Raw genomic sequence first — 16672 nt, 5'->3', positions numbered from 1 at the left:
GATAACGGCCAGTCTGTTTTTTAACTGAGGGCAGTATTGACCCAATCCAATGTGCGCTGCGACCGCTATCCCGCTAACTCACTGTGGATAATTGAGCTGCTGACACAGTGCGAGACTCGGACCAGCTTGATTGAGCGTATAGAAGTGTAACCCAGGGGCGCCCCCTTCCAGCAGGTTTCGGCATAAGCCAAGCACGACATCCTGACCAAACGCCCGGATTGAGGCAACATCATCGCCATAGGCTTGCAACTTCAGGCGCACCCAGCGTGGTAGCTCAGCGCCACAGGTGTCAGAAAAGCGAGCAAGTTGGGTGAAGTTCGTGATCGGCATAATGCCGGGGTAAATCGGCAGATGGAGACCTGCCCGTGACATGGTATCGACAAAATGCCAATAGGCATCTGGATTATAAAAGTATTGGGTAATTGCCGAGTTGGCGCCAGCTTTGACCTTGCGGATAAAGTTTTGCAAATCCTCTTGGGGTGACCGCGCTTGGGGGTGATACTCGGGGTAAGCAGCCACTTCAATGTTGAACCAGTCACCGGTCTCCGCTCGAATGAACTCAACCAGTTCATTCGCATAACGAAACTCGCCGATTTCGCCCATGCCGGAGGGCAAGTCACCCCGCAAGGCCACAATGTGTCGAATCCCATGGCTTTTATAAGCCTGCAGAATCTGGCGAATATTCGCTTTGCTGGAGCCCACACAAGACAGGTGCGGCGCCGCCTCGGCCCCGCTGCGTTGGATTTCTAACACGGTTTCCAGTGTGCGATCTTGAGTTGAGCCTCCTGCGCCGAACGTCACTGAAAAAAACTTGGGCTGACAAGCACTTAATTGCTGTTGGGCTGCTTGCAGTTTTGCCATGCCTTCGGCTGTTTTGGGCGGGAAAAACTCGAAGCTGATGATGGGGGTCGATGACGACATCGCTACCTCATTATGGAATAACAGACCGATAAGACTATAAAAGAAAAATGACGTTAGCCGTAGCTGGCGTCATTTTTCTCTCATTCAAAAATGAGGGGCAGGTCGCCCCTCTTGCTCATTAATAGCGGTAGTGCTCTGGTTTGTAAGGGCCAGCCTTCTCTACGCCAATATAACGCGCTTGGGCATCCGTCAACTCGGTCAGCTGTGCGTTCAATTTCTTCAATTGCAAGCGGGCAACTTTTTCATCCAAGTGTTTCGGCAGGGTGTACACGCCCACCGGGTAATCCGCTGTACGGGTGAACAACTCAATTTGCGCAATCGTCTGATTGGCAAAAGACGAGCTCATCACGTAGCTAGGATGGCCGGTACCACAACCCAGGTTCACTAAGCGTCCTTTGGCCAGCAGAATAATCCGCTTGCCGTCGGGGAAAATCACATGATCAACCTGAGGTTTAATTTCTTCCCACTGGTACTTTTCAATCGCGGCAACATCAATTTCATTGTCAAAGTGACCGATGTTGCAGACGATGGCTTGGTCTTTCATTTTGGCCATATGGTCATGGGTAATCACATGGTAATTGCCGGTCGCGGTCACGAAAATATCGGCCTTGTCGGCGGCATAGTCCATCGTTACCACACGGTAGCCTTCCATCGCCGCTTGTAAGGCGCAGATCGGGTCGATCTCGGTCACCCAAACTTGCGCGGAGAGTGCACGCAGCGCTTGGGCAGAGCCTTTACCCACGTCGCCATAACCCGCCACCACGGCGATCTTACCCGCCACCATCACATCGGTGGCGCGTTTAATACCATCTACCAGCGATTCGCGGCAGCCATACAGGTTGTCGAATTTAGATTTGGTGACGGAATCATTCACGTTAATGGCAGGGAAGGCGAGTTTGCCTTCTTTGTGCATTTGGTACAAACGATGCACGCCGGTGGTGGTTTCTTCGGTCACGCCTTTGATTTGCGCCAAACGCACGGAATACCACTTGGGGTCTTGCGCTAACTTAGCTTTGATCGAGGCAAACAAGCAGGTTTCTTCTTCGCTGCTGGGGTGGTTCAAAATGCTGGCATCACTTTCGGCACGCGTACCGAGATGCAGCAACAAGGTTGCATCGCCACCATCATCCAAAATCATGTTGGAGTATTCGCCGTTTGGCCATTCAAAAATACGGTGCGTGTAATCCCAGTATTCGGCCAAGGTTTCACCTTTAACCGCAAATACTGGCGTGCCATTCGCGGCAATCGCCGCGGCGGCGTGGTCTTGCGTCGAGAAAATATTGCAGGATGCCCACCGGACTTCGGCGCCCAGGGCTTGCAAGGTTTCGATCAGCACGGCGGTTTGAATCGTCATGTGCAAAGAGCCGGTAATCCGTGCCCCGCGCAATGGCTGCTGGCTGGCGTATTCTTCACGAATCGCCATCAGACCGGGCATTTCAGTTTCGGCGATTTTGATTTCTTTGCGACCCCAATCAGCCAAGCTGATATCGGCGATCACATAATCTTTAACGGGGGTATTAAGGGTATTCAGTACGGCGCTCATCTCGCGCCCTCCTTTCATAGCAAAAAAGAAGAATGCGAGCGCAGTTTACGATGTAGTCGAAAGCTTAGAGAGAATCCAGTGCTCCGCTACTCCATGAATGTCGAGCCTGGTGATAGAGTGAACTATCCTTGCAGCGCTCCTCGACAGACCGATATTATACCAACATCGGCGATAGTTGGCTTAACCCCAAGACTAACGGCAAAAATCCCCAACACTGTAGGTGGGGAATTAGGTGGCGAATGTAGCATTTTTACCGTTACTTACCCCAGCTATCTTTCAGGGTGGCAATTCGGTTGAATACCGGCTGGCCTGCTTGAAAATCTTTGCGGTCCGCGACGAAATAGCCGTGTCGTTCAAACTGGTAGCGATTTTCTGGTGCGGCATGGGCCAATGTGGGTTCCAGGTATGCCTGAATGACTTGTTTGGCGTTGGGGTTGAGGGCGGCTTTGAAGTCTTTGCCGCCGCTATCCGGATGTGGATCGGTGAACAGGCGATCAAACAAGCGCACTTCTGCCGCCAAGGCATGTTCGGCGCTGACCCAATGAATGTTGCCTTTCACCTTGACGCTATCGGCGCCCGGCGTGCCACTCTTGGTGTCAGGTAGATATTGGCAATGCACCGTCACCACGTTGCCATTGGCATCTTTATCGCAGCCCGTACATTCCACCACGTAGCCATAGCGCAGACGCACTTTATTGCCGGGGAAGAGCCGGAAGTAGCCTTTGGGCGGGGTTTCAGTAAAGTCTTCAGCTTCAATCCACAGCTCGCGGCTGAGGGGAAATTCGCGTTTGCCAAGTTCAGGGTGATGTGGGTGAATCGGCGCGTGGCAGGCTTCACTCTGTCCAGCAGGATAGTTATCAATAATCAGTTTCAAAGGGTTGAGGACGGCAATCGCGCGGGCAGCTTTGGGGTCGAGGTCATCCCGTAGCGCCCCTTCCAAAATGCTGTAATCAATCCAGCTATCGGCTTTGCTCACCCCGATGCGCTCGCAGAAGAGTTGAATGCTTTCAGGTGTGTAGCCACGGCGGCGAATCCCGGCCAAAGTCGGCATGCGGGGGTCGTCCCAGCCATCTACAATCTTTTCCTGCACCATCTGCAATAGTTTGCGTTTGCTGGTGACGGCATAGGTCAGGTTGAGCCGGGCAAATTCGTATTGCTTGGGCAGGGGTTCGGCGAGCAAACCGCCTTCGGCTAACCGGGCTAACAGCCAGTCGTAAAAAGGCCGTTGGTCTTCAAATTCCAAGGTGCAGATGGAATGGGTGATTTGTTCCAGCGCATCCTCAATTGGGTGCGCAAAGGTGTACATGGGGTAAATACACCAGGTATTGCCTGTGCGGTGGTGCTCGGCCCGCTTAATGCGATAGATCGCGGGGTCGCGCAGATTCATGTTAGGGGCGGCCATATCAATTTTGGCGCGTAACACCATGCTGCCATCGGCATGCTGTCCTGCCCGCATTTCGCGGAACCGCACTAAATTTTCCTCGGCACGGCGGTCACGCCAGGGTGAGGGCTTGCCGGGCTCGGTCAAGGTGCCACGATTGGCGCGCATCTCATCCGCGCTTTGCTCATCCACATACGCATGGCCTGCCGTAATCAGGTATTCCGCCGCCCGATACATGAAGTCGAAATAATCACTGGCGTAAAACAAATGGTCTTGGCCATTCGCTTCCCAGCCGAAACCTAGCCATTGCACGGCATCCAGAATGCTATCAACGTATTCTTGTTCTTCTTTTTCGGGGTTGGTATCGTCAAACCGCATGTGGCACACCCCGCCATAAGCTTGCGCTAAGCCAAAGTTCAGGCAAATACTTTTGGCATGACCAATGTGCAAATAACCATTTGGTTCAGGGGGGAAGCGGGTGCGAATTTTCGCGGGGTCGGGTTGGCCTTGGGCCTGAAAACTCGCGTCACCTGCACCGCCATTCCAACGACGTTGCGCAAATTTATTCGCAGCCAGATCATGTTCAATGATTTGACGAATGAAATTACTCGGACTGGTTTCTTCAGTTGGGGTGGGGTGGCTCATGGCGCAGCGGACATAAATAGGAATCTTGCATTTTAGCAGGCGCTGACACGCTGCGGCGATAGGGCTGGCAGGAGCCGGCTGCTTAATCTACATCGATTTAAAGCGTTCTGTGTACAAACGACTAACGGGTAAACGCTCTGGGCGCTGCTTGAGAGAGAGGGTCAGCTTGCCATTTTCATCACGTTGGACGTGACTGATCGCCGCCGCTTGCACGACAATGGCACGATGAATTTGCCAGAATTGTGTTGCATCCAATTGGGGCAGCAGGTCTTTGAGCGGGGTCCGAATCAGCGTCTCGTCTTGTTGAGTGACAACCCGCACGTACTTGTCAGCAGCCTCAAAATACAGCACCTCTTCAATCGGAATCAACCGTGTTTGTTTCCCGACGCTGGCGGAGATATAGCGCAAAAGAGGTTGACCATTGCTGCTGGCGGGTTGCCAGATTTGCTGCCACTGCTGAATTTGCGCCATTGACAGCTGCATCAGGCTTGATGTGCTGGCATCTTCAGGCGTTTGCTGGCGCGCCTGTTCCTGTAGGCCTAATTGACTTTGCAACCGTCCTACCGTTTGCTGCAAGCGTTCAAGCGTGATCGGTTTAAGCAAATAATCGACCGCTGCACGCTCAAAGGCACTCACGGCATATTGATCGTAAGCGGTGACATAGACGATTAAGGGCAGTGGGCGTGTTTCGGGCCAACCGTCGAGTAAAGGTTCGATCAAGGCGAGGCCAGTCAGGCCAGGCATTTGAATATCCAGGAATAACACCTCGGGTAAATCGGACAGGGCTTGCTCAAGGGCGGCGTGCCCATGTGGGGCGACCGGTAGCAAGAGGGCAGCAGGCCAGGCTTGCTGGAGTAACTTGAGCAGATGTGTCGCCAATAGCGGTTCATCTTCCGCAACCAAAATTCGGGGGGTGGCAGTCATGGCAGAGGTGGAGGAGCAAGCTCGCGGATTGTGAAGGTGAGGGTGACTCGGGTCATGGCATTTGGCTCCTCGGTATCCAGCGGCGCTTGAAAATCGAGGCGCGCCGATGGCCCAAAACAAAGCTCGAGACGCTCGCGGACGTTACTCAACCCGGTACCGAGGCCGCGCGTTGTGGTGGCTGCGCCAGAGCCAAGGGTGACACGGTTGTTCACTTGTAAGCACACTTGGTGTTGCTGGCGTGTGGCAATCACTTCAATCTCACCGCCATTCAGGGCGGGTTCAATGCCATGTTTCATGGCATTTTCGACCAAAGGTTGTAAAAGTAAGGGCGGTACCGATATGTCCGCGCAATCCTCTGGCAGTTCGAATCGGTAGCGCAGCCGCGACCCAAAGCGCTGTTGTTGCAAACTCAGGTAGTGCGACAGAAACTGGAACTCGGCTCGCAGCGGATGCCAGGATTGTCGGTTAGCTTGAACGCCGCTACGCAGGTATTCGGTGAGGGCTTCTAGCAGGGCCTTGGCCTGGCCGGGTTGGCTATCGATTAAGGTGTGTAACGTTGCCAGCACATTAAAGAGCATGTGGGGTTCGAGCTGGGCCTGTAGGAGCCTTAGTTGGGCTTCTGTGTGGCGCTGTTCCGCTTGAGCTAATGCAGCAGCCTGGAGCTGTAAACGCTTACGGTAGCTGAAATAGGCAACGTTAAGCGACATCACCACCAGACTCATGACCAGATAAAACAGGGGTTGATCCAGATGATAGGACCAGGCGATAGCAGGGGTCGCAACCGCCCAGTGGTGCGTCAGGAACAACCCAACTAGTACCCCGATTAGACTACCCAATACGATAGCCCCCAGCTTAAATCTAGCCGGTGCGACCCGGTGACGACCGAACCGCCATTTCAAGGGGGTGGCAATACAGCTATATAAGCTCAAGCCCATCAGTTGGCTGGCGATTAAGCTAGCTGTTAAAGGCTTACCCGTCATGCTGTGGACCATCCAGCCAACTAGCCCGTTGAATAGCATGACGACGCCTGCATCCAACATCCAGCTTTTTAGAAAGGGTACCCACCCGTCGATGGGCTTGTTCGTTGCGGTCATCAGGTGGCTACCCAATTTCCATGCAAGCCCGGCGGAATACCGTAAGGGAGCTTGATAACGCAGATTGGACCGTCTTCCACGTGCTGCGCATGAAATAAACTGAGTTGTGTGCGCTGGGTCGGCAGATGATAGGCGGTACCCATGATCCAGCCTTGTTCTGGGCGGTTGCTATGCGGGTCTGCGACGAAAATATGCTCTTCAACCAAGTAGTTTGCTCCGTAATGAAAGCGTTGTAAGCGTTGCCGCTGATGTTGCCAAGTTAGCACGGTATCAAAGCTGAATTCTGGATTTCGCACGTTTTGCTTCTGCAACAAAATGGTATAGCGATGCGCCTGGGTTTGCAATCGTTCATCAAAGCGCGGAAATTCAACATGCTGGACTAGGCGTTCACTGCGGATAGTTTTGCGCGTTAAGTCAATATTCAGTTCATGCCAAACCCCTCCAACTTGTTGATTCGCTTGGCGACCCTTTGTTTGACGGTCAAACAGCGAACCCATACAGCCTAACTTTGCGCCAAAGTCGGGTTGCTCGACAAAATGACATTGAATGTGGTGGCCGGTTTGCGAGTGGATTTCTCGTGCATTACCGAAATGAAACACCCCCCAAGCAGGCGTTTCGATCAATTGTTCGAGTGTCAAGGTGTCCTTGTTAATCAGCGCCACATAGCCTGCGGATTGAGGTTGCCACTCAAGGCGAGAAACTGAAGTACAGCCACCATCACATTGCTTGTTGGTATCGTATTTCATTGGCATGAGTAGCAGCAGCAGATAATGCGCAGTTAACGCAAAATCATGCACCATGTCGGCATTAGGCAGCGGCAGCACGGCTTGTCGTTTGAGCGTGCCCGCCTGATTAAGATGGTACAACACCACTTTTCCGGCACCGGGCTGATAGCCAATATTCCACCACGAGCCATCTGAATCCGGGTGTGGGTGGGCGCCGAAAGGAAGCCCTTTCGTTTCGGGAGACCATGCTTTAAATCCCTTGGTGCGCAGGGTATCTGGCTCTACTTCCAATGCAGAACCCGCCTCCCACAGGGCGTAAAGTTGCTTGTTGAGCGTTAGGGTATTGATATTTGCAACGTTGAGATCATCAATTTGATAGACTGGCTCACTGTCAGCGAGGGCGGTGCCAAAGGTTGTGTAAAGTCGTTTCCCGGCACGCCATTCGCGCTCTATTTTCGGCGTTTGCAACAGCCGACCATAGTGCCGCATGCCTTGCTCGCCAAAATGAAACCGATGCAACACTCCATCGCCATCAAACCAATGGTGGTACCAAGTTTGATTGAGATGCATAAGCCCTGGCCCAATGCGGTAGAAATTACCCGCTAAGCCAGCCGGAATTGTCTTTGAACGGTAGTCATATTCGAACTCAATCGTGCTTGGGGCAAAGGCTTGGCGCCATGCCTGACTCGCTTGGCCCAAGCCACTTAAACCCAGGCCCGTACTGACTAAACCAGCTTTCAGGTAAGCTCTACGGGAAGAATCCATTGTCGCCTCCTTAAGGTTGTAGGGTAATTTCGATGCGCTGGCCTTGTGGTAAGACCTTTACCGCTGCCCAGGTAGGGGGCCCGAAGGCCATGCTGGCCTGGTTTGAAAAACCGACTGGTTCTATTGGTCGAGCCAGTAGGTTTTTATCCAGAACTTGATTACCGTTGCTATCCAGAAAGGCGCTGATTGCAACGGCTTCCCCGGGCAGGTCTGTCAGCACGAGCGTGCGCTGCGCCAGGGCATCGGGTGCCAAGCGGTGACTTTGCAGCGGCTTGCGTAAATAACCCGCTTGATCAAAGACCGCGATATAGACAGTCTGCGTCGGAGCCGCTTGATTACTAGGAAGGTTAATTTGCAGGGTGAGCTCGTTTGCCCCAGCGAACAAGGGTATGAATAAAGCGAATAATAGTGGCATTGATTTCATGGCGCGCTCCTACCAACCCAGTTTGGTTAATTGCTCGGCGATTTTGCTCTGTAGCGGGCGCAGCAGCAGCACGCCGAGCCAGGCAGCAGTCGGCCAGTAAGCCCAGTTAATATGCTGATCTGGGAACCAGTCGATGGCCCATAAAATCGGGGTAATTGTCAGCGCACGCGATAGCATGTGAGCCCAAATGCTGGGTGTCGTATTCTGTTGATTCGGGATGATTTTCATCATGAAGTCCTCGTTAAGGGTGGGTCGTGTCTCAACTGTAGGCGGCCTTGATTGACCTTACGAGGCGTTTGCGATGAAGTGCGGCTAGCGTGGCGTGAGTTGCTAGAGGTTGGTGTTTTTTTATGCATGGGATCCATTGCTGAGCCTAAACAATGGCCGCTGTACCCAAACGGTTATTCAAGAAAACACGGAAATTGCCGACATTGAGACAAACCCAATGAGATTCTTTTATGTCACGCTCTTGCTTTGTTTTTGGTCTTGTTGCCCTCAGTAGTGTTTTGCTGGGGTGCGATCAGTTAGGGATTGAAACCCCTGACAAGGTCAATGCGCGCCAGGAGGCAGAAGGTAAAGCGATTGGGGCCGCATGCCGGCATGTTGGGCGTTCCATTGAGGATTGCTATGCGCTTAATACCAATGCCAAGAAAGCTGCGGTGTTTGATGGCTGGAAAGAGATGAACGACTACATGCGGGAAAACAAGATTGAAACGGTTGTGCCTGCCAGCAGCCCTCCCGAGCTGGCCAAACCGAAAAAACCGGAGAAAGATAGCAAAGCAGCCGCCAGCCACGAACCGAAAGAGGTTGAAGGCAAAGCCATTGAGCGGGGCAAGTCGCGTGATAGCTACACGCCCGTGGAAGGGGAATATGTGCCGCCTATCCCTAAATCCAGGCAGAAACAAGCAACCAATTAAGCGTTGACCCTTGGATGATGGTGGTGCTTGGTGTCAGCGTCGCCTCTGCTTGCGGCATAATCGGTGTAATGTCCTTTTTTCAATAATCCAATGCAACCTATTTCTTTGCGCCCAGGGCTGGCCCGCTTTGTTGGTGTGCTGATCGCCCTATACGCTTGCAGTGCATTGTCTCAAGACCCGCCCGCTCTGGTGGCTGAGTTAAGTCAGCAATACAAGTTACCGCCGCAAGCGTTCGCGGTACAAATACAAGAGCTCGACAGCGGACGCATTGTGTATCAGTGGAATACCCAACAGCCGATGAATCCAGCCTCACTCATGAAGCTGGTCACCACTTATGCCGCACTCGAAAAATTGGGCCCAACGTTTACCTGGAAAACAAGCTTGGCAGCGCTGGCACCCCCTGCCGAGAGTGCTGGGCCAAAGCGTGCGGCAAAGAATCGATCAGTAGGCATATGGCAGGGCGATTGGATCTTAAAAGGGAGTGGAGACCCCAGCCTCAATCTTGAACGTTTATGGTTACTGCTCAGGCAAGCCAGGCAATTAGGGTGGCGTGAAATAGACGGCAATCTCTGGCTGGATCGTCAGGCCTTTCAACTGCCGCCCCATGACCCCGCTGCTTTTGATGGGGAACCGAGTCGTCCGTATAACGTGGGGGCGGATGCCCTTTTGCTGAACTATCAATCGGTACAGATTCGTTTTGTTCCTGATCCTTTCAATAAGCGTTTACGGATACTGACTGATCCAGACGTACCGGTACAAGATGACATCAAGCCGAGTAACAGCCCATGTCCGGGGTCAAGCTGGCGTGACGGGGTGAGTGCTGTCTGGCAAGGGGGCATGACACTCAAACTCAGCGGCACTTATCCCTTGGCTTGCGGCGCACAAAGCCTTTTCCGTTCCCCCCCGCAAGCAGATGCTTATGCCACCGTACTGATTAGACAGCTATGGCAGGAACTGGGTGGTGTATGGCATGGACAAGCAAAGACGTTGCCACGCGCCGAGGTCGGACGACAGGACGTCACGCCTCAGATCATTGCGCAGATAGAATCACCGCCATTGGCTGAAATTGTGCGAGAGATCAACAAAAATAGTAATAATGTGATGGCTCGTAATCTGTTCTTAACACTGGGACTAGATGACCCTGCACAGCCAAGCCAGCCTAGCACCCTTGAACGTTCGCGCCAGGCAGTGCGTGAAATTTTGCAAACCAAGGGTTTGCAATTCACGGAATTTAGCGTTGAAAACGGCGCGGGTTTGTCGCGCACCGATCGCTTGAGTGCAGCCAGTTTGAGCCGCTTATTGCAAACTGCCTGGCGGAGCCCGGTCATGCCAGAGTTTGTGTCGTCGCTCGCAGTCTTGGCACAAGATGGCACCATTCGCAGCCGCTTGAAAAATAAAGGCATGAATGGCGTGGCGCACTTGAAAACCGGCACATTAAATGATGTCCGCGCCTTGGCAGGCTATCTGCTTGCCAGCAGTGGCAAACGCTACAGTTATGTTTGTTTGTTGCAAGACCCTCGTGCCGACGAGATCGGTAGAGCCCTGCAAGATAGCGTGTTGCAGTGGGCCTACAGCAATTTTTAAGTGACCTCATGGCAGAGCAGTAGGACCTGCTACACTCATGGCGTCTGTTGTTTGATCTGAAAGGAAAACTGATGGAAAACCAAGTCTCTAAAGAAAAACTGATTTCAGATGTCAAAGTGGTGTTATCTGACGCTGAAGATTTACTCAAAGCCGCCGCGGCTACCACGGGTGAAAAAGCCGCCGAGTTACGCGAACGGGCGGCGCAATCCCTTAAGCGTGCTAAGGAAAAAGTCCAAGATGTGCAAGATATCGTGGTCGAAAAAAGTAAGATCGTGGCCCGCGCGACCGATGATTATGTGCATGACCATCCCTGGAAAGCTGTGGGAATCGCTGCCGGGGTTGGCTTTCTGATTGGCTTGCTCGTCAACCGCAAATAATTTCGAATATGGCGTTACTCGCGTCGGTGCGCCAGCTTGGCGCCACCGTGTTAGCCCTGCTGCAAACCCGCATCGAATTGCTTGCTGTCGAGTTGGCAGAAGAAAAAGAACGGCTACTCAGCGTGTTCTTACTCGCCTTTCTGGCGGCGCTGTTCTTAGGCCTAGGTGTCCTTGTTGTTACGGCAGTCGTCGCAGTATGGTTGCTGCGCAGCTACGGCTTTACGGCCACGCTGTGGATGGCGGCACTTTACCTGCTGATTGGCATTGCCTTGGCCTGGCGAGTGAAGCGCCGTGTCGCCGAACATCCCCCTTTATTCTCGACGAGCTTGGCTGAGCTGAACAAAGACCGCGAGGCGATTCTGGCTGCCGCGCGGGAACCGGAGGAAGCGGTCGCACAGTCCGGGGCGGAAGGGGCCGGACATGAATAAAAAGCAAGAACTGGCGTTACGGAAAGAACTCTTGGTGATGCGCGCCGCCATTGAGCGCGCTGAACTCGCCGAGCAAATCGCAACGATTCGGCATCCCCAGCAAACCTCTTGGTGGCGTAAAGGCTTGCAGTTTGCTTTACCCGGTTTACTGAAAGGTCGTGGCGCTGGTGTGGCGTTGGCTGTCGTTCGCAAGCTCCCCGCCTTACTGTCTGCGAGTAGCTTTTTGGTGAGCAAAACCAAACACCCTATCGTCTTGCGAGGTTTACGGTGGGCGGGAATTGGCGTGGCGGTGTGGCAGGCGCTAAAGTGGTGGCGTTCTGGCCGAGATCACTAAACGGTATAAAAAAACCGCCCTTGTCGGCGGTTTTTTTATGGGCGTAAGCGTCGCAATCCGATTAGCTGTTGTAATCGCTGACGGGCACACACGCGCAGAACAAATTGCGGTCGCCATAGACGTTATCGACGCGACCGACGGGCACCCAGTATTTGCGCTGGCGCAGACCCGCTACCGGGTACGCTGCTTGTTCGCGACTGTAGGCGTGTGGCCATTCTGCTTTGAGCAGGGCTTCTGCGGTGTGTGGGGCATTGACGAGTGGGTTATCGTCTTTGGGTAGTTTCCCAGCTTCAACGGCACGAATTTCTTCGCGGATGGTGATCATCGCTTCAATAAACCGGTCGAGTTCGGCTTTGGATTCGGACTCGGTCGGTTCAATCATCAGCGTGCCGGGTACCGGGAAGCTCATGGTGGGGGCGTGGAAACCAAAGTCGATTAAGCGTTTTGCCACATCTTCATTGCTAATGCCGGAGCTTTCTTTGAGGGGGCGCAAATCCAAAATACATTCATGCGCCACCAAGCCATTCTGCCCGCTGTACAGCACCGGGTAATGCGGCGCGAGTTTTTTAGCGATGTAGTTGGCAGCCAAAATTGCCACACTGGTGGCCTGGGTTAAGCCTTCGGCACCCATCATGGCAATATAGGCCCAAGAGATCGGCAGAATCGACGCCGAGCCATACGGGGCAGCACTGACCGCCCCAATCGCGCCATCCCCGATCTTATTCACACCTAATGTTGTTGCGGGCGTCGGTAAGAATGGGGCTAGGTGCGCACCGACAGCCACTGGGCCAACGCCGGGGCCGCCGCCGCCGTGGGGGATACAGAAGGTTTTGTGTAGGTTCAGGTGCGACACATCACCGCCAAATTGGCCGGGGGCCGCCAGACCGACGAGGGCGTTCATGTTCGCGCCGTCGATGTACACCTGCCCGCCGTGTTGATGGACGATGTCGCAGACTTCTTTGATGCCCGCCTCAAACACGCCGTGCGTAGAGGGATAGGTAATCATGATGGCGGCGAGGTTGGCGCTGTGTTGTTCAGCTTTGGCGCGCAGGTCGGCAACATCCACGTTACCTTGCGCATCGCAAGCCACCACCACTACTTGCATCCCGACCATTTGCGCGGAGGCAGGGTTGGTGCCGTGCGCGGAGCTGGGAATCAAGCAGACTTTGCGATGACCTTCGCCGCGTGAGCGGTGGTAAGCCTCAATAATCAACAAGCCCGCATATTCACCTTGCGAGCCAGCATTCGGTTGCAAGGAAATGGCGGCGTAGCCCGTGGCGGCGCACAGCATCGCTTCGAGCTCTTGAATCAGTTGCGCATAACCTTGAGTTTGCGCGGCGGGGGCAAACGGATGAATGCCGCCAAACTCGGGCCAGGTGACCGGAATCATTTCGGTGGTGGCGTTGAGTTTCATGGTGCAGCTACCGAGTGGAATCATGGCGCGGTCGAGTGCAATATCCTTATCCGCCAAGGCGCGCAAGTAGCGCAGCATCTCGGTTTCGCTGTGATAGCGATTGAAGGTGGGGTGGGTCAGGTAAGGCGTGTGGCGCAGCAACGCAGCGGGTAATTCATCGCCCACACCACCGTCCAATACGATTAAATTTGGCTGATGACTTGCATTGGTGATGATATTCAACAACGCGACCACATCGGCCTGAGTGCTGGTTTCATCCAAGCTAATGCCGACTTGTTGGGCATCAATCGGGCGTAGGTTGTAGCCAGCGGCGACGGCGCGGGCATGGGTGGCCGCTGCATCCGCTACCTTGAGGGTGAGGGTGTCAAACCAGTTTGCATTGACGATGTGCACGCCTTGTTCTTTCAGGCTAGCCGCCAATAAACAAGTCAAACGATGTACACGCTGCGCAATTTGCTTCAAACCTGCTGGGCCGTGATACACGGCGTACATCGAGGCAATCACGGCCAACAAAACTTGCGCGGTACAGATGTTGGACGTGGCTTTTTCGCGGCGAATATGTTGCTCACGGGTTTGCAAAGCCAAGCGGTACGCCGTGTTGCCATGCGCATCGACGGATACGCCGACTAAACGGCCGGGCATTTGGCGCTTGAACGCGTCTTTCACGGCCATGTAACCAGCGTGAGGACCACCATAGCCCATCGGTACGCCAAAACGCTGCGCGCTGCCGACGACAATATCCGCACCCCATTGGCCGGGGGCTTCGAGCAGGGTCAGGGCGAGCAAATCAGCCGCCGCAATCAGCACCGCCCCACGCGCATGCAAGGTCGCGGCGAGTTCACTATAGGATTGAATTTCGCCATTCACATTGGGGTATTGCACCACCGCGGCAAAGCAATCCAGCGCGCTAATCTCGGCCAGGCTGCCAACTTGAACAGTAATGCCCAGTGGTTCGGCGCGGGTTTGTAGCACGGCTAAGGTTTGTGGCAAGACGCCATCAACCACGCCCAGAATCTGGCTTTTGGATTTACCGGCACGCTGTGCCAAAGTCATGGCTTCGGCTGCGGCCGTGGCTTCATCAAGCATTGAGCCATTGGCAATGTCCATGCCGGTGAGGTCGGTTACCATTTGCTGGAAGTTCAAAATGGCTTCCAGGCGACCTTGCGAAATTTCGGGCTGGTAGGGCGTGTAAGCGGTATACCAAGCGGGGTTCTCAAGGATGTTTCGCAGAATCACGGTGGGGGTATGCGTGCCGTAGTAGCCCATCCCAATCGCACTCTTCAATACCTTGTTTTGGTTGGCGCGTTCACGCAAGGCTGCCAGTACTTCGGCTTCGCTCTTGGCTTGCATGAATTCGGCGGGGAGGTTGATCGCGCCTGGCCGACGAATATTGGCCGGCACAATCGCGTCCATTAAGCCATCCAATGTTTCGTAGCCCAGCTCGCGCAGCATCGCTTGCTGATCTTCGGCCCAGGGGCCAATGTGGCGGGCGATAAAGGCATCGTGGTTTTCTAAAGTAGCAAGCGCGGGGCGGGTGGAGGGCATCATAATGAGGTGTCGTTACACAAGAAACAGCAAACAAGGGCGAGAAAAAAGGAAGTTCGGCAGCGAACTTCCTCGGTTTAGGCTAGAAGCGGGTTGGTGACCTGCTCAGTTACCACTAGTGAACGCTTTGTAGGCCGCATCGGCCATTAGCGCTTCAAATTCGGCGGGATTAGCGGGTTTGAGTTTGAGAATCCAGCCATCGCCTTCAGCAGCTTCATTCACCAAACCGGGGTTGTCACCCAAGGTTTCGTTAACAGCGAGCACTTCGCCAGTGAGAGGCATTTTCACGTCGGCAGCGGCTTTCACGGATTCGACCACGGCGGCGGCTTCACCTTGAGTCACATTGCGGCCAATCTCGGGCAGTTCCACATACACCAAATCACCCAAAGATTCCTGCGCGAATTCAGTGATGCCAATCGTGGCAGTGCCGTCCGCTTCCAGGCGAACCCATTCGTGATCTTCAGTAAAGCGGACGGATGTAGTCATATTTTCCTCGGTCAGTTAATTGGTAAGTTGGTCTGCAAAAAGCACCTGAAACAAGACAATAGCAGAACAACAGCAGGACATTAGCACGCAATGATAAGCAGGGAGTGGCTATAAGTCGAATCAATACTTATAATCGAAGTATAAATTTTGTAAATACTTCTGCATCACTCAAACAGCAGACCAAACAGTAAACCAGTATGGCCCAAAAAAATCTAGCAACTGACTTATTGCGCACCTTTGTCGCCGTGGTCGATGAGGGCGGCTTTTCCCCCGCTGGGGCCCTGCTGGGGCGCTCTCAGCCAGCGATTAGTCTACAAATAAAGCGCTTGCAGGAGATGGTGGGCGCTAACTTATTGGTGCGTGAGGGGCGCGGCTTCAATCTCACCGATGAGGGCCGGGTACTGCTGTCTTATGCTCGGCCCATGTTGCGTTTGAACGATGAAGCCATCGCTCGCCTCAGTAAATCCGGCCTCGCTGGGGTGGTTCGGCTGGGCGTACCGAATGAATATGCGGATTCTTTTTTGCCGGACATTCTCGGCCGCTTTGCGCAACGCTATCCCGATATTGCGATTGAGGTGGGCTGCGAACTCTCTACGCATTTACTCGCTAAATTGGAGCGCGGCGAGTACGACTTGGTGTTTGGCCTGCATACCGATAGCGCGGCGACCAAGGGGGCCTCAAAAGTCCAGCTCAAAGCGCAGAGTTGGGCCGAAAAATTGGTGTGGGTCGGTAGTCCTCAGCATCCGGTGCAGACGCGTCGGCCACTGCCCTTAATCGTGGCGCCGCAAGGCTGTGTGTATCGGCAGCGGATGTTGGAAACCTTGGAGGGGCTGGGCCAGCCTTGGCGCATTGCTTATACCAGCCCGAGTTTTGGGGGGATCAAAGCCGGGGTTTTGGCTGGACTCGGGGTGACCGTATTGGCGGCCAGCACGGTACCAGATGGTTTGGCCGTGTTGGGGGTAAGTGATGGGATGCCGAGCTTGGCCGATATTCGCGTCGCCTTGCATTACAACCAAGCGGAAGCAAGTGAAGCGGTGCAGGCGCTGGCGCAATTTATGACTGAACGACTCGGTTAATTCGCCTGTCATAGGCGAATGTTACAATCAGAAACAGTGTTAATCAGTGCGAGGTGGCAGAGCGCATTTTCTCGCATGCATAGAGGGAG

At 54.0% G+C, this 16672-nt stretch carries 16 protein-coding genes and 1 riboswitch; of the genes, 6 read left to right on the top strand and 10 right to left on the bottom strand.

Going from position 1 to position 16672, the window contains the following annotated elements; translation table 11 throughout:
* Window positions 1-78 precede the first annotated feature (78 nt).
* The 8 genes from metF to DU000_RS08705 all read right to left on the bottom strand — a co-directional run bounded on the left by metF (window position 79) and on the right by DU000_RS08705 (window position 8653).
* Complete coding sequence (metF, locus tag DU000_RS08740) at window positions 79-921, bottom strand: methylenetetrahydrofolate reductase [NAD(P)H] (RefSeq protein WP_114403004.1); 843 nt, start codon at window positions 919-921, stop codon at window positions 79-81.
* 118 nt (window positions 922-1039) lie between these two features.
* Entirely contained in the window at window positions 1040-2464 is a 1425-nt protein-coding gene (gene ahcY / locus DU000_RS08735) for an adenosylhomocysteinase (RefSeq protein WP_114403003.1), read from the bottom strand.
* A gap of 29 nt (window positions 2465-2493) precedes the next feature.
* A riboswitch (S-adenosyl-L-homocysteine riboswitch) is annotated at window positions 2494-2612 on the bottom strand.
* Between the two features lie 108 nt (window positions 2613-2720).
* Entirely contained in the window at window positions 2721-4490 is a 1770-nt protein-coding gene (locus DU000_RS08730) for a glutamine--tRNA ligase/YqeY domain fusion protein (protein ID WP_114403002.1), read from the bottom strand.
* 87 nt (window positions 4491-4577) lie between these two features.
* Window positions 4578-5414 (bottom strand): LytR/AlgR family response regulator transcription factor, encoded by an 837-nt coding sequence (locus tag DU000_RS08725; RefSeq protein WP_114403001.1) that lies wholly within the window; start codon window positions 5412-5414, stop codon window positions 4578-4580.
* A complete protein-coding gene (locus tag DU000_RS08720; RefSeq protein ID WP_114403000.1) occupies window positions 5411-6508 on the bottom strand; it encodes a sensor histidine kinase in 1098 nt (365 codons plus the stop codon). The genes DU000_RS08725 and DU000_RS08720 overlap by 4 nt, the downstream gene beginning before the upstream one ends.
* Window positions 6508-7998, bottom strand: a complete 1491-nt coding sequence (locus tag DU000_RS08715) for a carotenoid oxygenase family protein (RefSeq protein ID WP_114402999.1) — start codon at window positions 7996-7998, stop codon at window positions 6508-6510. The genes DU000_RS08720 and DU000_RS08715 overlap by 1 nt, the downstream gene beginning before the upstream one ends.
* Window positions 7999-8008: 10 nt before the next feature.
* Window positions 8009-8422 carry a DUF2141 domain-containing protein gene (locus tag DU000_RS08710; RefSeq protein WP_114402998.1) on the bottom strand — a complete coding sequence of 138 codons (414 nt, stop codon included), beginning with the start codon at window positions 8420-8422 and terminating at the stop codon, window positions 8009-8011.
* Between the two features lie 9 nt (window positions 8423-8431).
* Window positions 8432-8653 carry a hypothetical protein gene (locus DU000_RS08705; RefSeq protein WP_147266987.1) on the bottom strand — a complete coding sequence of 74 codons (222 nt, stop codon included), beginning with the start codon at window positions 8651-8653 and terminating at the stop codon, window positions 8432-8434.
* 227 nt (window positions 8654-8880) lie between these two features.
* On the opposite strand from DU000_RS08705, the gene DU000_RS12815 reads away from it, so the two are divergent.
* The 5 genes from DU000_RS12815 to DU000_RS08680 all read left to right on the top strand — a co-directional run bounded on the left by DU000_RS12815 (window position 8881) and on the right by DU000_RS08680 (window position 12062).
* On the top strand, window positions 8881-9339 hold the full coding sequence (locus DU000_RS12815; RefSeq protein WP_192878464.1) for a hypothetical protein: 459 nt from the start codon (window positions 8881-8883) through the stop codon (window positions 9337-9339).
* A 90-nt stretch (window positions 9340-9429) separates the two neighbouring features.
* Window positions 9430-10923, top strand: a complete 1494-nt coding sequence (dacB, locus tag DU000_RS08695; protein WP_114402996.1) for a D-alanyl-D-alanine carboxypeptidase/D-alanyl-D-alanine endopeptidase — start codon at window positions 9430-9432, stop codon at window positions 10921-10923.
* Window positions 10924-10994: 71 nt separating this feature from the next.
* The gene (locus DU000_RS08690; protein WP_192878462.1) at window positions 10995-11300 is read left to right on the top strand and encodes an ElaB/YgaM/YqjD family protein; all 306 of its coding nucleotides are present in this window, start codon (window positions 10995-10997) and stop codon (window positions 11298-11300) included.
* 8 nt (window positions 11301-11308) lie between these two features.
* Window positions 11309-11728, top strand: a complete 420-nt coding sequence (locus tag DU000_RS08685; RefSeq protein WP_114402995.1) for a phage holin family protein — start codon at window positions 11309-11311, stop codon at window positions 11726-11728.
* On the top strand, window positions 11721-12062 hold the full coding sequence (locus DU000_RS08680; protein ID WP_114402994.1) for a hypothetical protein: 342 nt from the start codon (window positions 11721-11723) through the stop codon (window positions 12060-12062). Before DU000_RS08685 ends, DU000_RS08680 begins: the two co-directional genes overlap by 8 nt.
* Window positions 12063-12123: 61 nt before the next feature.
* Here DU000_RS08680 and gcvP read toward each other — a convergent pair whose 3' ends face one another.
* On the bottom strand, window positions 12124-15024 hold the full coding sequence (gcvP, locus tag DU000_RS08675; protein ID WP_205074046.1) for an aminomethyl-transferring glycine dehydrogenase: 2901 nt from the start codon (window positions 15022-15024) through the stop codon (window positions 12124-12126).
* Between the two features lie 102 nt (window positions 15025-15126).
* Window positions 15127-15507 carry a glycine cleavage system protein GcvH gene (gcvH, locus tag DU000_RS08670; RefSeq protein WP_114402992.1) on the bottom strand — a complete coding sequence of 127 codons (381 nt, stop codon included), beginning with the start codon at window positions 15505-15507 and terminating at the stop codon, window positions 15127-15129.
* Between the two features lie 197 nt (window positions 15508-15704).
* Here gcvH and DU000_RS08665 point away from each other — a divergent pair, with 197 nt between their 5' ends.
* Entirely contained in the window at window positions 15705-16583 is an 879-nt protein-coding gene (locus DU000_RS08665; protein ID WP_114402991.1) for a LysR substrate-binding domain-containing protein, read from the top strand.
* The last annotated feature ends 89 nt before the right edge of the window (window positions 16584-16672 follow it).

It is taken from the genome of Parvibium lacunae, from assembly GCF_003335215.1.
Taxonomy (GTDB): domain Bacteria; phylum Pseudomonadota; class Gammaproteobacteria; order Burkholderiales; family Burkholderiaceae_D; genus Parvibium; species Parvibium lacunae.
Note: the sequence above shows the minus strand (reverse complement) of the source record. Positions and strands in the feature narration are given on the sequence as shown.

Coding starts and splice junctions, on each gene's coding strand:
- DU000_RS08705 (WP_147266987.1), bottom strand. CDS start 8,653: ATGATGAAAATCATCCCGAATCAACAGAATACGACACCCAGCATTTGG.
- ahcY (WP_114403003.1), bottom strand. CDS start 2,464: ATGAGCGCCGTACTGAATACCCTTAATACCCCCGTTAAAGATTATGTG.
- DU000_RS12815 (WP_192878464.1), top strand. CDS start 8,881: ATGTCACGCTCTTGCTTTGTTTTTGGTCTTGTTGCCCTCAGTAGTGTT.
- gcvP (WP_205074046.1), bottom strand. CDS start 15,024: ATGATGCCCTCCACCCGCCCCGCGCTTGCTACTTTAGAAAACCACGAT.
- DU000_RS08685 (WP_114402995.1), top strand. CDS start 11,309: ATGGCGTTACTCGCGTCGGTGCGCCAGCTTGGCGCCACCGTGTTAGCC.
- DU000_RS08725 (WP_114403001.1), bottom strand. CDS start 5,414: ATGACTGCCACCCCCCGAATTTTGGTTGCGGAAGATGAACCGCTATTG.
- metF (WP_114403004.1), bottom strand. CDS start 921: ATGTCGTCATCGACCCCCATCATCAGCTTCGAGTTTTTCCCGCCCAAA.
- DU000_RS08720 (WP_114403000.1), bottom strand. CDS start 6,508: ATGACCGCAACGAACAAGCCCATCGACGGGTGGGTACCCTTTCTAAAA.
- DU000_RS08690 (WP_192878462.1), top strand. CDS start 10,995: ATGGAAAACCAAGTCTCTAAAGAAAAACTGATTTCAGATGTCAAAGTG.
- DU000_RS08730 (WP_114403002.1), bottom strand. CDS start 4,490: ATGAGCCACCCCACCCCAACTGAAGAAACCAGTCCGAGTAATTTCATT.
- gcvH (WP_114402992.1), bottom strand. CDS start 15,507: ATGACTACATCCGTCCGCTTTACTGAAGATCACGAATGGGTTCGCCTG.
- DU000_RS08715 (WP_114402999.1), bottom strand. CDS start 7,998: ATGGATTCTTCCCGTAGAGCTTACCTGAAAGCTGGTTTAGTCAGTACG.
- DU000_RS08665 (WP_114402991.1), top strand. CDS start 15,705: ATGGCCCAAAAAAATCTAGCAACTGACTTATTGCGCACCTTTGTCGCC.
- dacB (WP_114402996.1), top strand. CDS start 9,430: ATGCAACCTATTTCTTTGCGCCCAGGGCTGGCCCGCTTTGTTGGTGTG.
- DU000_RS08710 (WP_114402998.1), bottom strand. CDS start 8,422: ATGAAATCAATGCCACTATTATTCGCTTTATTCATACCCTTGTTCGCT.
- DU000_RS08680 (WP_114402994.1), top strand. CDS start 11,721: ATGAATAAAAAGCAAGAACTGGCGTTACGGAAAGAACTCTTGGTGATG.